The organism is Ignavibacteriota bacterium, assembly GCA_016212665.1.
Lineage (GTDB): Bacteria > Bacteroidota > Ignavibacteria > UBA10030 > SZUA-254 > FW602-bin19.
On the sequence record JACREZ010000034.1, the window covers coordinates 56,085 to 72,257 of the forward strand.

Below are 16,173 nucleotides of genomic sequence, written 5' to 3' on the forward strand. Positions count from 1 at the left end.
CTTCTGAGAGTTCCCTACAGAAATACGAACTGTCATCCAATGAATTCCGTGTAAAAAGAATAGATGCAGATGACAGTTTACAAAAATTTGCAAGGGGACTTGCTACAAGCGGGACAAATTTAGCAAAATTGGGGTAAAAATCAAAGCCATCAATATGACAACGGGAATTGCAAAATGGTTGACTTTGTAGTAACGAGCTCTGGATACTTATTTCGTCTTCAGCACAAATGCGCCGTCCCAATCATCAGCAGGCGGCTCGTTGATGTAATGCCGACAACGACCGATGTACATCTTCGATGCGTAATCTTCACCGAGCAATTTGCGCGCCTGCTCGAACGATTCAATTGCCTTCTCCCATTCGCGGTGTTTGTAGAGTTCGAGACTCCGGTTATACACTTCAAGGAATTGCATTCCTCGCGGAGGCAACGGGTCTTTCGAGAAACTGAGAAGTTCGTACACTTTCACCGGCTGAGTTTTTCCTTTCACAACGAGCGAATCAAGTTCCCGTACAAGAACATCTGAGGCAACAAGTTGATAGGTTCGTTCAGCAATCATAATGCGCGAGCCGTACTGTTTGTTCGCGCTCTCAAGTCGTGAGGCAAGGTTCACGTTATCGCCGATGACGGTGTAATCGAATCGCCGCACCCCCCCCATATTTCCGACAATCATATCACCGGTATTAATTCCCGCTCGCGCGCCAAGTTCCGGCTTTCCTTCTTTTTTCCAACGCCGGTTCATTTCGAAAATCACTTCCTGCATTTCGAGCGCGGCTTTGCACGCGCGCAGTGCGTGGTCGTTCTGTGGAATCGGCGCGCCCCAAATTGCCATCACCGCATCACCAATGTATTTATCCAACGTCCCGTCATGCTTGAACACGAGCGCAGTCATTTCGCTCAGATATTCATTTAAAAGATGGACAAGTTCTTCCGGCGAAAGTTGTTCGGAGATGGATGTGAATCCCGCAATGTCACTGAAGAACACAGTCAGTTCTTTCTTCTCGCCTCCAAGTCGCACACGGTCAGGATGTTCAATCAACGAATTCACAACAGCAGGACTTACGTAGCGACTGAACAATCCTTTGATGTACGTCTTCTGTTTTCGCTCACCGAGATAGTTATACACTGTCGCGCCGATATAACTGACGACAACGGCAAGCATCGGATTCACCATCGTGAGAACATAGTGTTGTGTATCGAATAAGAACTGAGCAAGCAAAACAATTCCGGCAAGAAGAATGATGGTCAACAGTGCACTGAGAATTTCATTCAGTGCATGCCATCGAAAACGAAAAACTTTCAACCATGTTGTAGAATGAAAAACCAAGAAGGAAAGGAAAGCGATAAGGAGAATATCAAGCCACCAAGGTTCTTTGTGCAACGCTGTCTCATCCAGCACATTTTGAATCGCGTTCGCATGAATCTCCACTCCGTACATAAGATTATCGCCCGCCTGCCTGCCGAGCGTCATCGGCACAGGAAACAAATCTTTGTCTTCCGGCAAAGTCGAGCCGACGAGAACAATCTTTCCGGCAAACGTACCATCGTACAGCAACCCGAAATCCGGGTCATCGAGCGTATTGATTTCTTCTTCTGTTGATAATTCATCCGCGGTGGAAAATTCTTGGTCATCGATAACATCCGCATAGTTCACATGCTTGAATGTCCTGTCCGGTCCGTAGTAGTTGATGAGGAACGAAACGTCGTCCGCTTTGGGGATGATTTTTTCTGCGTACTGAAATTTATCGGAGAAATTTTCTGCTGTGAAGAAGGGAGGCTTGTTGAATGCTTTATTCAGTGTTGCAAGGGCAAGCGAAGGGAGTTTCCGTTCCTGCGCCGGGTCGAACGTAAATGGACGGTAACGGCGATAGACTCCATCATCATCGTTCCGCACATACACGATACCGATGGAACTATCAACCGGAAAAAAGATATTGCCGTACAGTTCTTCGTTTGTACGCATCGTGAATCCCTGATTTCCGATTTCCGTTTTTCCTCCGAGAGCAACCATTTTTGTTTCTTTGATTGCACTTCTGAAATCATCATCGTTGGCAACATCCCGTGCGTCCGGTTCGCTCATGAGAATATCGAATCCGACTGCAATTGCGCCTGCGCGTTTCAGATTTCTCACAAGTCGTGCATGGTATGAACGGGGCCAGGGCCACTGTTCCGGTAATGACTTGAAGGATTCGTTCGAGATTTCAACAATCACTACATCAAGTGATTCCTGCGGAACCTGAATGGGACCGCGTTGACGGAAACGGAAATCAATGGTCGAAAGTTCGAAGCGCTGGAGAGGAGAAAATTCAAACAGGTGAGTGAACAGAATAACAAACAATGCAAGACTGAAACTCACCGTGAAGCGTTTCAGGATACTGAGAGTTTCACTACCGGAAATTTGTTCAGAATCTTCTTTTGGTTTGCCGAAGAATTTGCTCATGCATGGTCACAACTGTTCGGTGAGAATATAGTTAATCGGATTGATATCTCATTGCGTTTGACTCCTAAAGAAATCTTCTCGATTGTTCTCTATCGAATTATTCCCATTGACTACCGCGCCAGCAACAACTTCTTCGTCTCTGTAAATTTCTCCGTTTGCAATTTATAATAGTAAACACCACTCGGCTGTCCAGACGCATCCCACGAAACGTTGTATATTCCGGAATGTAAATTCCCATTCACAAGCGTTGCAACTTCTCTCCCAAGAACATCAAATACTTTCAATGTCACCAATCCGAAATTCACAATCCGAAATCCGAAATTCGTCGTCGGGTTGAATGGGTTCGGATAATTCTGCAACAGTGAGTTGTGGGTTGGTAGTGGTGAGTTTGTAGAAGAAATTTCCGGTGGAGCCGGAGGCGGTTCATCTGTCGGGACAATACTGATTTTGTTCGATGATGTTGTTGTTGAGTTAAGGAACAGTGTTCCGTTTTGATTTGCTTTCACCCAATATGCCTTCGCCGGCTTGATGCTGTCGGCGATCTCATATCCGTTTGAATATCCGAAAAATGAAGAAGTTACAAGTCCGGGCGGAACACTTCCGATGGAAGCAACGCTGACCGTATCGGAAATGGAGCCGATGAGATTCCATGCACTCAATACGGGTATCGAATCGCTGTTCACCATATCTCCCAACACCAACAATGTGTCAGCGAAAGGAAACTTCACCCAATATCCGTATCTGTTCCACAACGAATCACTCATTACATATCCTGCTTGATAATAAAACGCTGGAGAATTTGCATCGGGATACAGAAGGGTCTTCACTTTCGTCAAAGGAACACCCGGGAGCGAAACCATATTCCATCCCGCTTGAATGGTATATAATAGTGCCGCCTTTCCATCATCCACCGCCCGTACCCAGATTCCATCGCTTGTTGTCGCGTAGAGAAATCCGTTTTGTGCATGAACCAGTTGAACCGAGATTCCATTCGGTAGTCCGTCGTTGAGCGATTGCCAACTCGCACCGGAATCTTCCGAAACATACACGCTTGCGCCGTCTATGTTTGCAAACAATGTGCTTCCACTTTCTGCAAAGTTCACAACCTGAGCATTCGCAGGTAATCCGGAAGAACTCAGTTGCCACGTTGTATCGGGCAATGTCTCGCGATAAAGACCAGAGTCGGTTGCGACAAAAATGGTATTGCCAAACACTCGTGTTGCATAAATATAACCTTGATTCGGAAGTGCGTTTAGTCGTGTCCAAAGATTTCCGTTGTTGGTAGAACGATAAAGGTCTTCATAATCGGAGAGGAGTAAACCGGAAGAAGAAACGGAAAATGTCAGCGGGTCGGCGTTGAAGAAAATGTTGTCCCATGTAAATCCGTTGTCGGTCGAGCGAAAGATACCGCAATCATCGAGACACTCGAACAAATCGGCGGCGGCAAAATACGTAGAGCCGTTTCTCCCAAGAGAATAGACCGTAAAATATTCAAGCGTTGTCGAATCCCACGTGACTCCGTTATCGAGCGAGCGATAGACTCCCCAGAAATCCGTCCCCGCAACAACATTCTCTCCCGAATTCATGAGGGAAATGACAGTCGCGTCATTTGGCAAATCCGTTTCGATGCTTTGCCAACTCATTCCGTAATTCGTCGAACGGTAGAGACTGTCGATTCCACCGGCAAACATCGTTTGCCCGTCGCCGGAAATTGCATACAAATACTTTCCGTCCGTTCCGGGAATTTGTATCCACTGTGCTAATGCATCAACCGGAAACAACTGACTGAAAAAAACGATAACGCTGAATAGTAACAGACATTTCATACATGACCTCAAAAAAACAGAACAAAACAAACAAACGCGTGCGGGCGTATTCTGTTCACACCGTGAACGGCAGTGATAAGAAACGAAAAAAAATGGGAATTGCAAAAGGAAGGGTCACTAAATGAAATATTGTTCCTCCTCTCCGAAAAACTTCCGAGCGCATTGCGCCACTCACTTGTACTCCCATTTCCTAAGGTGGCAATTCAAGTGTTCTATCTTCCCGATAATCCGATTCTGAAGGAGAATCTACGTTGCATGACATCAACATAACAAAACATGAAGACGCCGCGAGAACGTTGTGCAAAAGAAACGGTTAATCATTCAGTGCGCCGTTGGTTATCCATTGCCTGATGGCATTGATTTTTTCCTGGGACAACGCACTACTGCCTTGCGGCATCAAGTTGCCTTGTGATGAATTGGGATTTGTCAGTTTGATAATCAAAAAACTTGAATCGGGTTTACCGGGAAGAACGCGCCGAAACGAAGGAGTGTGTGCGCCGTCGTTATTGCTTTGTACGTTCACTAACTGGCTGTACGAATTTCCGTTTTGAAGATTCAACCCGCCTGCGCTTCCTCCGTGACAGGAAGACGTTCCGCAACTCTTATCAAAGATTTCAGTCTGAATGCTGGAAAGTTTGGGTTGAATGGTTGCGGGAGGAGCGGTTGATTCTTCTGAATCATTACAGGAAACGAAAAGAAGGCAGACGAGGAACAGTAGAGTAAAGTATTTCATAGATGATTACATAATGATGAAAAATATATTGAATTCCCTTGCTAACTTCAAATAGCGATTGTATTTTTGTTTCGTTCCCTTTGAAAATCAAGATGAATGTTGGTATATTTGCACACTCTTTTTGAACCAACGTGCTCAGTGATGGATTTGAAACTGATGTTGGTAATATTTTTTCAACTAAGGAATGATTATGAAATTATCGCACATTGTATTCACTCTATTCTTCTTGTTTACATCGTTTTCCGTTGCCCAGGAAAGTTCGACCGAACCGATGATGGAGGAATCAGCAATCAAAGGATTTGAGTTTTCCATCGGAGGCGGAATAGCGTATCCTTATATCCCACAGGAATTCAAAAATCAATCAAAGCAAGGAATTGATATTCATGGCGGACTTGGTGCGATGTTAAAAACCGGAGATGTCGGGTACAGCGCATTGTATTTGACGCTCGGGTACAACAGTTTCGATGCGAACAATGACGAAATTTTGAAGAGTTACAATAAAAACGCGACAGATTGGATCCCCGGCGGCGGTTCGGTGAAAATATTTAACGTGCACCTAAACTATAAAGGAACATTTTCAACGGAACGTACCATTGCGCCCTATTTTCTTCTTGGTGTCGGCTGGAACAGTTTCAAACAAAATGAGATTACGTTGTGGGATATCGTTGCAGATACGGTGATGCCCGTTCCGGAAAATTCGCGAACTGATTTTTCATGGAACCTCGGTATCGGTGTTGATGTCCCGCTTGGCGATGTGTTAGCAATCTACGTTGAAGGAAAATATATACTTGCTGTCTCGAACCCGTTGACTCAGCATTTTACCACAACCGGTGGAATACGTTACCGATTGTAAGGGTTTATTTTTAGGTTGAATTTGAAGGCGACGAAGTTCTTGTCGCCTTCTCTGTTTTAGAGCGATGCCGAAACTTACTGTTTATCAAAAACCAACCTGCACAACGTGCAGAAATGTCATTCATCACCTCAAAGAAAAAGCAATCGAGTTTGAGTCGGTCAATTATTATGTGGAATCGTTTACTGTTGAATCATTGAAAGAGATTTGCCATAAGTTACAAGTTTCTCCGCGTGAATTATTGAGAACGAAGGAATCCCTTTACAAAGAAATGAGACTTGCCGAACGAACATTCGATGACGACGAACTTCTTTCTTTGATGGTAAAACATCCCGACCTGATTCAACGACCAATTATCGTGAAGGGAAAAAAGGGGATTCTTGTGCGACCTATCGAAAGATTGAAAGAGATTCTCTAACGTTCGTTGTTCAAATTTTGTTGTTCTTTAATCAGGTAAAAAAAATGCACATATATTTATTACGCCACTGTGAAGCCGCAGAGTTCGCACCGAACGATTTATTTCGCCCGCTTTCGGAAAAGGGGGAATCGCAGGCGTTGGTCGTCGGAAAGGCACTTCAAAAGTTAAATGTTCGTCCTGATGTAATCATCTCCAGTCCATATGCAAGAACACGACAAACCTCCGAAATTATTCAGGAAGAACTCCGAATCAACGACGTCAGCATTTCAGATTTTCTTGTGCCGGGAAGCGATCCCCGGCAAATGATTCAACAACTCAACGGGCAAAATTTCTCCGCGCCGTTATTAGTCGGACATGAACCGCAACTGCGCGCGATGCTTTCCCAACTCATTAGTCATTCAGCAATGACCGATATTCTGTTTACAAAAGGAAGTTTAGGATGTCTTTCTGTTCCCAAGCCAATTTTTGCCGGAAAGGGGACGCTTCACTGGTTGCTGACAAATGAGCAAATGCAACTGTTTTAAGCAGTTTTGGTGAGGTTGGCATAGAGAAGGGCGAAAGGGGGAAAATCAAAGAAAAAATCTATTTTTTATTGACTAAACTGCTTGACTGTTTACATTATTCAGATTATATTCTTACTGTTTAAATAACCGTAAACTCAATTTTTGTCACAAGCCGATGGGAAACCGTCGGTTTACTTTGTTTTATTTTTTTGCATGGGGTTTGTCATGAAACGATTGGTTCAATCTACATTTATTTTCTTTGTAATTCTTAGTACTCTCGGAGCGTTCGCATTCGGTCAGAAGTTGGACAGAACGACACAGGAGGTAGGCAATCCGAACGAAGTATTTGCTGCTCCGACGGTTACGAGTTTCTCGCCATCGAGCGGTTCCGGAGGAACACTTGTTACCGTCAACGGAACAAACCTAACAGGCGCAACAGCCATAGCGGTGAACGGAGTGAGTGTTTCTTCGTTTACGGTCCTTTCTGCAACGCAGATAACGATGACGCTTTCCGATAACAACACGACAGGAAAAGTCTCTGTAACAACTTCAGGTGGTACAGGATTGAGTAATTCTGATTTTACGGTCTTCCCGAGAATTGATAGTTTTAGTCCGACGAGCGGACCACGCGGTTCAACAGTTATCATCACGGGGGGAAATTTCTCCGGTGTAACCTCGGTAAAGTTTAACGGGACGACGGCAACCTTCACAAGAAATTCTGCAACACAAATTACCGCCACTGTTCCAACCCGTGCTACGAGCGGAAAAGTTACTCTCGCTACTTCAAGTTCCTCCACACAAAGTTCAAGCGCCTTTACCATTCTCTTCCCGCCGAACATTTCCCGGTTCAGTCCGACACGCGGAGCCGCAGGTGCTTCTGTAACTATCATAGGTTCAGGTTTTGATATTGCCACAGCGGTTTCGTTCAACGGTGCATCGGCATCGTTTACGATTATTTCATCAACACAGATTAATGCAACTGTTCCCGCAAACGCGACAAAAGGAAAAATCAGTGTTACAAACGCGGCAGGAACTGATTTGAGCGGGACGAGTTTTACGGTATTACCAGGCGTCACAAGTTTCTCTCCCACGAGTGGAGTAGCAGGAGATGTCGTAACGATTACGGGAACAGGATTTACAACTGTCCGTTCGGTAAAGTTCAATGGAATTACAGCGACATTTACAGCAAATTCAGAAAATTCAATTACAGCAGTAGTTCCTTCGCGGGCAACAACCGGAGAAATTACTGTTACTACGTCAGCAGGTACAGCGACAAGCCCTGAAAACTTCAGCATTTTTCCGAATATTACCTCGTTCACGCCATCAAGCGGACCGGTTGGTACAACGGTGAATATTACAGGAACGAATTTTACGGGAGCGACTTCGGTAACGTTTAATGGTGTGAGCGCGACGTTTTCAGTTCGGTCATCAACTTCAATTCGTGCTACGGTTCCTTCGGGTGCTGGTTCGGGTTCGATTCAAGTGACAACTGCCGCGGGAACGGCTGAGAGCGCAACCGATTTTACCGTGACAGGTTCAACGACCGGATTGGCTATCTCAAGTTTCTCGCCCTCAAGTGGAAATGTAGGGGCAACGGTTGTTATCACCGGAACCGGTTTCAGCGACGTAACGGATGTATTGTTTAACGGTGTCAGTGCAAGTTTCACCGTCAGTTCATCCACTTCAATCTCTGCCGTCGTTCCGACAGCAGCGAGCATCGGACAGATTTCGGTCAGCACGTCTTCAGATTTTGCAACAAGTTCGAGCAGTTTCAGTGTGCTTCCTCAGTTGACAAGTTTCACTCCATCAAGCGGTGCTACAGGCTCAAGTGTTGTGATTACGGGTTCGGGATTGAGTGGAACAAACTCGGTGAAGTTTAATGGTGTGAGCGCGGGATTCACAATCAATTCGGCAAATCAAGTAACTGCAACGGTTCCATCGAGCGCATCAACGGGCAAGATTTCGCTGACAACTCCATCAGGTACGGTGACAAGTTCGACAAACTTCACCGTAACAGGCGCGCCGGTCATCACAAGTTTTTCTCCATCAAGCAGTACAACGGGCGCAACGATTACAATTCTCGGCGCGAACTTTACCGGAGCGTCGGTACAGTTTAACGGCGTCGCTGCATCGGCAACGGTTGTTTCATCTTCTCAGATTACCGCCGTCGTTCCCTCCACTGCAACAACCGGCTACATCACGGTGACAACTTCTCTCGGTTCATCGAATAGTTCAACAACGTTCACTGTGCTTCCTTCGATTACTTCGTTTTCACCAACGAGCGGGACAACGGGAAGTACGGTTGTGATTTCCGGTTCCGGTTTCAGCGGTGTTACGTCTGTTCGGTTTAATGATGTCAGCGCATCCTTTACCGTCAATAGTGTGAATCAAATTACAGCAACCGTTCCGAGTTCGGCAACAACGGGTCCGGTTCGGGTTGTAACGACTGCCGGTTCTGCGCCGAGCAACACGAACTTTACCGTAACATCACCGTTGACGCCGCCGACGGTTTCATCATTTTCACCGACGAGCGGAACGGTCGGTACGACAATAACTATCAACGGAACGAATTTCTCTGATGCGAGCGGAGTTCAGTTTAACGGGACGAACGCAACGAGTTTTACAGTAGCGTCATCAACTCAAATTACAGCAACGGTACCGACGGGCGCTTCAACAGGAAAAATAAGTGTTATCAATCCGTCCGGGACCGGAACAAGTTCTTCGAGCTTCACCGTCACCGCCGGTCCATCAATTGCAACCTTTACGCCGACGAGCGGTCCGGTCGGAACAGTGGTAAGCATCACCGGGGCAAATCTTAGTTCCGTAACCAATGTGTTGTTTAATGGTGTGAGTGCAACAACGTTTACCATAATCTCATCAACAACCATAAGCGCAACGGTTCCGGCGGACGGAAGCACGGGAAAAATCACTCTTGTTGCTTCTTCAGGAAATGTTGTCAGCACGGGAACGTTCAGCGTAACGCCGCAACTGACAAGTTTCACTCCAACAAGCGGAACGAGCGGGACATCGGTTGTCATCAGTGGAAGCGGATTTATCGGAGCGACCTCAGTGAAATTTAATGGAGTAAGTTCAACATTCACTTTGAATTCAGCCACTCAGATAACTGCTGTAGTTCCATCAGGAACAACGACCGGGAAAATTGCAGTAACTACTACTTCCGGTACTGCTACGAGTGCGAGTGACTTTACCATTACTGCACCGCCGACGGTTACCAGTTTCACTCCGAATCGCGGCGCCACAGGAACGGTTGTTTCTATTTTCGGGTCAAACCTGACGGCGACGAGTGTAACATTCAACGGCGTGAGCGCGACATTTACCAATGTTTCTTCAACGCAGATTACGGCAACGGTTCCCGGCACAGCGACAACAGGAAAGATTGTTGTAACAACTGCAAGCGGAACAGTGATGACAACCAACAATTTTACCGTAACACCAACGTTATCAAGTTTTACCCCGACAAGCGGAACGATTGGTTCATCCATTACAATTACCGGAACAGGATTTAGTAGTGTAACAGCGGTTCGATTCAATAACGTTATTGCATCGTACACGGTGAACAGTTCAACTGAAATTACAGCCACGGTTCCAAGCGGCGCAACAACGGGACCTGTGAGCGTTACAACATCGTCCGGTACGGCGACGGGAGGAACAAACTATACGGTGTTACCAAATATCACCACCTTTGCCCCGACCTCCGGAGTCGTCGGGAACACGGTTTTCATAACGGGGACGGGATTCACCAATGTCACTTCTGTATTATTGAATGGTGTAGCAGTTACATACACAGTTCAATCTTCAACATCAATTAGGGCGGTCGTGCCGGTCGGTGCGACAAGCGGTTCGTTCACGGTGACAACCACAGCCGGAACGACATTCAGTGCAGGCACGTATACAGTGATTCCTCCGATTTCTATCACGAGTTTTACTCCTGCATGCTCTGAAATTTTAACACAGGTGACAGTGACAGGAACGAGTTTCATCAGTGTCACGGAAGTGTTGATTGACACCTCGTTCTGCTTGTTTACCGTGAACTCATCAACAGAACTTGTTCTTACTGTTCCGGCAACAGCAACGACAGGGAGAATCAAAGTCATTTCATCCATCGGAACTGCGGAGAGCGCGACGGATTTTGTACCGGTGAATGTTCCCGACGTAACAAGTTTTTCACCGACGAGCGGACCGGTTGGGACAACGGTGATTCTCACAGGAACAGGATTCTGCACAACAACCTCAGTTGATTTTAATGGAGTGACAACTTCGTTCACGATTGATTCTGATGTTCAAATCACAACTGTTGTTCCATACGGTGCGACGACGGGACCAATAACCGTAGTGAACACAGTCGGAACATTTACGACAGCATCTGATTATACGGTTACACCGGACATTCTCAGTTTCACCCCTGCAAGCGGATATGTCGGAGATAATGTAACTATCACGGGAACAAATTTCCTGACTGTTGGTACGGTTGAATTTAATGGCGTCTCAGCGACATTTACTGTTGACTCCTATTCACAGATTACTGCAACTGTTCCGGCAACGGCTACAACCGGTTTGATTACGGTAACTTCACCCACAGAAGGAACCGATGCAAGTTCAACCGCGTACATTGTTCTTCCGAAGATTGATAGTTTCACACCGACGACAGGAATCGTTGGCGATGCAGTAACTATTAATGGTTCGGGATTGAACAACGCAACGTCGGTGACGTTCAACGGGACGAGCGCAGGATACACAGTTGTTTCAGAATCTCAAGTTGATGCTTTCGTTCCGTTTGGCGCGTTGACCGGTTCGATTGTCATCACGACACCGTACGGAACAGCAACAAGTTCTTCGTACTTCAATGTCGAGCCGAACATCACCGGATTTACTCCGGTAAATGGTGTAGTCGGTGATAACGTCACCATTTTTGGTTCAGCCTTCATCGGTACAACCGATGTTCAGTTCAATGGAACGAGCGCTACATTTACGATTGACTCGTATTCACAAATTACTGCAACGGTTCCGAGCAATGCATCAACCGGTGTGATTACGGTGACGACAACTTCCGGAACGGATAATAGCGCGACAAACTTTACCGTGTTACCAAATATTACTTCGTTCACTCCGACAAGCGGTGTGATTGGTTCATCGGTGAATATTTCCGGAACGACATTGACAGCAGTAACCGATGTTGACTTCAATGGAACATCGGCAACGTTTACTGTTTTGTCCGATGTTCTTATCAACGCAACCGTTCCAAACGGCGCAACAACCGGACCAATTAGCGTTACAAATCCGGACGGAACGGATTATAGCGCAACCGATTTCACGGTATTACCGGATGTTTCAAGCTTCACTCCGACTGCCGGAATTGTCGGTGACAACATCACCATTAATGGAACCGGGTTTACCGGTGCGACGGATGTTCAGTTCAACGGAGTGAGTTGCAGTTTCACGGTGAATTCAGATATTGATATTACCGCAACGGTTCCGAATCTGGCAACGACAGGAGTCGTTACTGTGACTACTCCGTCAGGCACCAATTCAAGCACAAGCAACTTTACTGTTCAGCCGAACATTGACAGCTTTACACCATTGAGCGACATCGTCGGTGCGTCAGTAACGATAACCGGAACAGCATTTACCGGTGCGACTTCGGTTGCATTCAACGGAGTGAACGCATCGTACACGGTTAATTCGTATTCACAAATTACTGCAACGGTGCCTGCAACTGCAACCACAGGAGCGATTACAGTTGTGACGCCTTCCGGTACAGCAACGAGTGCGACAAACTTTGCCGTGGAACCGAACATTACAAGTTTCTCTCCGACAAGCGGAGTGATTACCGATGTTGTAACGATACTCGGAACAAACTTCACCGGCGCAACGGATGTCTCCTTCAACGGAGTCAGCGCGATAACATTTACTGTTGTATCGGCAACACAAATTGATGCAACTGTTCCTTCCGGCGCTTCGACGGGTTTGATTAGTGTTACGACACCTGACGGAACGGATTTCAGCGCTACAAACTTCACAGTCGAGCCGGATGTAACAAGTTTTACTCCATCAAGTGGTGAAGTAGGTGACCCGATTACTCTCAATGGAACAGGGTTTACAGGTGCAACTTCTGTTCTCTTCAATGGAGTGAGTGCCTCTTTCACTGTCAATTCTGATATAGATATTTCTGCAACGGTTCCGAACAATGCAACAACAGGAACCGTCTCGGTAACAACACCATCGGGAACCGGAACAAGCAGTACAAACTTTACTGTGCTTCCAACAATTCTGAGTTTCACACCGGCAGGCGGAGTTGTTGGTTCATCGGTGACAATCACCGGTACAGCGTTTACCGGTGCAACCGCGGTTGCATTTAATGGTGTGAACGCATCATATACGGTTAATTCGTATTCACAGATTACGGCTACCGTTCCATCGGGTGCGACAACGGGAACTATCACTGTAACAACAGCCGCCGGAACCGCAACGAGTGCAACGAACTTCTCGGTTGGTCCGAACATTACAAGTTTCTCTCCTACAAGTGGAGTGGTTGGAGATGTAGTAACAATTCTTGGAACAAACTTCACCGGCGCTACAGATGTAGCATTTGATGGTACGAGTGCGGTCGCTTTCACCGTTGTTTCTTCAACACAAATTGATGCAACAGTTCCGACGGGAGCGACAACCGGTTTGATTGAAGTAACGACTCCTGATGGGAATGATTTTAGTGCAACAAATTTCTCCGTCACTCCTGAGATAACAAGTTTTACTCCTTCAACCGAACAAGTAGGAATGCCGGTTGTTCTCACAGGCACAAGTTTCACCGGTGCAACGTCTGTAACATTTAACGGCACAAGTGCGAGTTTCACCGTTGATTCTGATGTCCAGATTACCGCGACTGTTCCGAATGGAACAACGGATGGAGTGATTGCCGTAACAACACCATCCGGCACAGGAACCAGTACAACAAGTTTTGGTATCGAACCGGATGTGACAGGATTTGCGCCTTCAAGCGGGATTGCCGGAACGTCTGTTGTTATTACGGGAACCGGATTTACCGGAACGACCGTGGTGAATTTTAACGGGACCAACGCGAGTTTTACTCTCAATTCATATACACAGATAACGGCAACGGTTCCAGCCGGAGCGACAACGGGAAATATCGGAGTCACAAATTTATCCGGCAACGACATCATGGGAACATTTACCGTTCCTCCGACAATCTCAGGATTTTCTCCTTCGAGCGATGTCATCGGTTCGGTGGTAACGATAACCGGAACGAATCTTACCGGTGCAACGGCAGTTTCAGTGAATGGCGTTGCAGTTATTACCTATACGGTTGTTTCATCAACCCAAATTGATGCAACCGTTCCGGCGAGCGCAACCACCGGTTTGATAAGCGTAACAACTCCAAGCGGAACAGTGAACAGTTCCTCAAGTTTCACCGTGCTGCCGAACATTACAGGATTCAGTTCTGCTACGGGAACAGTAGGCGCTTCACGAACAATCAACGGCTCGGCATTTACCGGGGCGACTTCGGTGACATTCAACGGTGTCAGTGCAAGTTTCTCAGTTAGTTCATCAACTGCAATAACAGCAACAGTTCCAAGCGGAGCCACAACCGGTCCTGTAACAGTAACTACTGCCGCAGGAACAGCAACAAGCGCATCGAACTTTACAGTCACTCCGAGCATCTCAAGTTTTGCTCCAACGAGCGGCGCGGAAGGTGCAAGCATTACAATCAACGGACAGGCATTCACCGGCACTACAAGCGTTGCCTTTAACGGAACGAACGCTTCCTTTACTTTTGTCTCAAATACACAACTCACCGCAACTGTTCCGGTTGGCGCGACTACAGGAACCATTGTGGTGACAACCCCATCTGGAAGCGGAACAAGCGGTTCGAATTTCTCCGTCGCACCCGCAATCAGTAGTTTGACTGTTTCAAGCGGTGTTATTGGCTCGACATTCTCTATCATCGGGACATCGTTTACGGGTGTTACATTTGTCAGAATAAATGGTGTGAGTGTTGGCGGCGCGAATTTTACTGTCGTTTCCACAACGCAAATTGATGTTACCGTCCCCGCGGGTGCAACGTCCGGACTTGTGAGCGTAACAACCGCAGGCGGAACCGCATCAAGTGCGGGGTCATTTACCGTGTTACCGAACATTACCGGTTTCTCGGTCGCTTCAGGCGTTGTCGGAACATCAATAACAATTAATGGTTCTGCCTTTACCGGAGCCTCATCGGTGAAGTTCAACAGTGTCAGTGCAAGTTACTCGGTCTCTTCATCAACCGCCATTACTGCTACTGTTCCGAGCGGTGCAACAACAGGAAGCGTTACCGTGACTACGGCCGCGGGAACGGCAACAAGTTCCACCTTCTTCACTGTTCCCCCTTCGATTGCAAGTTTTGCGCCCGGAAACGGCGTGGTAGGTGCAAGTATTACCATTACCGGAGAAGCATTTACCGGAGTAACATCGGTGACATTCAACGGTACGTCTGCCGTGTTCACGTTTAACTCGAATACCTCGGTGACTGCGACTGTACCAAGCGGCGCTACCGATGGAAACATTCAATTAACCACTCCGAGCGGAACGGCGACGAGCGGCGTTGCATTCGATGTGCTTCCCAAACTTGCAATTCTTGACAATCTCCATGCAATGCTTGTGGTTGATGCCAAAGGAATTGAACAGCGTATCTTTTTCGGCGGAGTTGCCGATGCAGATGTTGTTCTTGCAAAAAAATATGAATTAGGTCCCGTGATGAAGGGTATCTTCGATGTCCGTTTTGCACCACAAGCGGAAGGTTCAAACGGAAAGTTGGTTGAGATGTTCAGCAACACGCAGAAGAAGAACATCGAATACCGTCTGCAAATTTCCTCTGCGACATATCCTTTGACGCTCCACTTCGATAAATCGAAAAGCCAGTTTTCGTCAATCAGAATTTCTTCGATGAAAGATGGTGTCCCTGTTAATCCCATCGAACTGAAGAAGAGCGGAAGCATTACGATTGAAGATGAGAGCGTAAAAGAACTCCTGCTGGAAATCGGTGAAGGCGAACCGTTACCGACAGAGTTTGCCTTGAAGCAAAACTACCCGAATCCGTTCAATCCATCCACGACAATTCGGTTTGCCGTGCCGGGAACGTATTGGGTTTCGCTCAAAGTCTATAACATGCTCGGCGAAGAAGTTGCCGAACTTATCAATGAACAACGGGAACAGGGCAACTACGAAATGGAATGGAACGCAGTTGATGTACCGAGCGGCGTTTATACGTATCGCCTGCTTGCGTTTGATATTGCCAATCGTTCGAATGTTGCGTACACTGAGGTGAAAAAGATGCTTATGCTTAAATAGTCTCGCTTCAATGAGTCACAATAAAAGCCCGCCCATAAGCGGGCTTT

At 46.7% G+C, this 16,173-nt stretch carries 7 protein-coding genes; 4 read left to right on the top strand and 3 right to left on the bottom strand.

Features of this window, described 5'->3' with window-relative positions; all coding sequences use genetic code 11:
- Positions 1-207: 207 nt before the first annotated feature.
- From HY960_12260 to HY960_12270, 3 genes are all read right to left on the bottom strand, one after another.
- Entirely contained in the window at positions 208-2,436 is a 2,229-nt protein-coding gene (locus HY960_12260) for an adenylate/guanylate cyclase domain-containing protein (GenBank protein MBI5216515.1), read from the bottom strand.
- 110 nt (positions 2,437-2,546) lie between these two features.
- Complete coding sequence (locus HY960_12265; GenBank protein ID MBI5216516.1) at positions 2,547-4,262, bottom strand: T9SS type A sorting domain-containing protein; 1,716 nt, start codon at positions 4,260-4,262, stop codon at positions 2,547-2,549.
- A gap of 313 nt (positions 4,263-4,575) precedes the next feature.
- On the bottom strand, positions 4,576-4,995 hold the full coding sequence (locus tag HY960_12270) for a hypothetical protein (protein ID MBI5216517.1): 420 nt from the start codon (positions 4,993-4,995) through the stop codon (positions 4,576-4,578).
- 190 nt (positions 4,996-5,185) lie between these two features.
- Here HY960_12270 and HY960_12275 point away from each other — a divergent pair, with 190 nt between their 5' ends.
- The 4 genes from HY960_12275 (at position 5,186) to HY960_12290 (ending at position 16,126) form a co-directional block, all read left to right on the top strand.
- Entirely contained in the window at positions 5,186-5,848 is a 663-nt protein-coding gene (locus HY960_12275; GenBank protein MBI5216518.1) for an outer membrane beta-barrel protein, read from the top strand.
- Positions 5,849-5,912: 64 nt separating this feature from the next.
- Positions 5,913-6,263 (top strand): arsenate reductase, encoded by a 351-nt coding sequence (locus HY960_12280; protein ID MBI5216519.1) that lies wholly within the window; start codon positions 5,913-5,915, stop codon positions 6,261-6,263.
- 44 nt (positions 6,264-6,307) lie between these two features.
- Positions 6,308-6,787: a phosphohistidine phosphatase SixA gene (sixA, locus tag HY960_12285; GenBank protein ID MBI5216520.1), complete on the top strand. Its 480-nt coding sequence runs from the start codon at positions 6,308-6,310 to the stop codon at positions 6,785-6,787.
- A 204-nt stretch (positions 6,788-6,991) separates the two neighbouring features.
- Positions 6,992-16,126 carry an IPT/TIG domain-containing protein gene (locus HY960_12290; GenBank protein MBI5216521.1) on the top strand — a complete coding sequence of 3,045 codons (9,135 nt, stop codon included), beginning with the start codon at positions 6,992-6,994 and terminating at the stop codon, positions 16,124-16,126.
- Positions 16,127-16,173 lie beyond the last annotated feature (47 nt).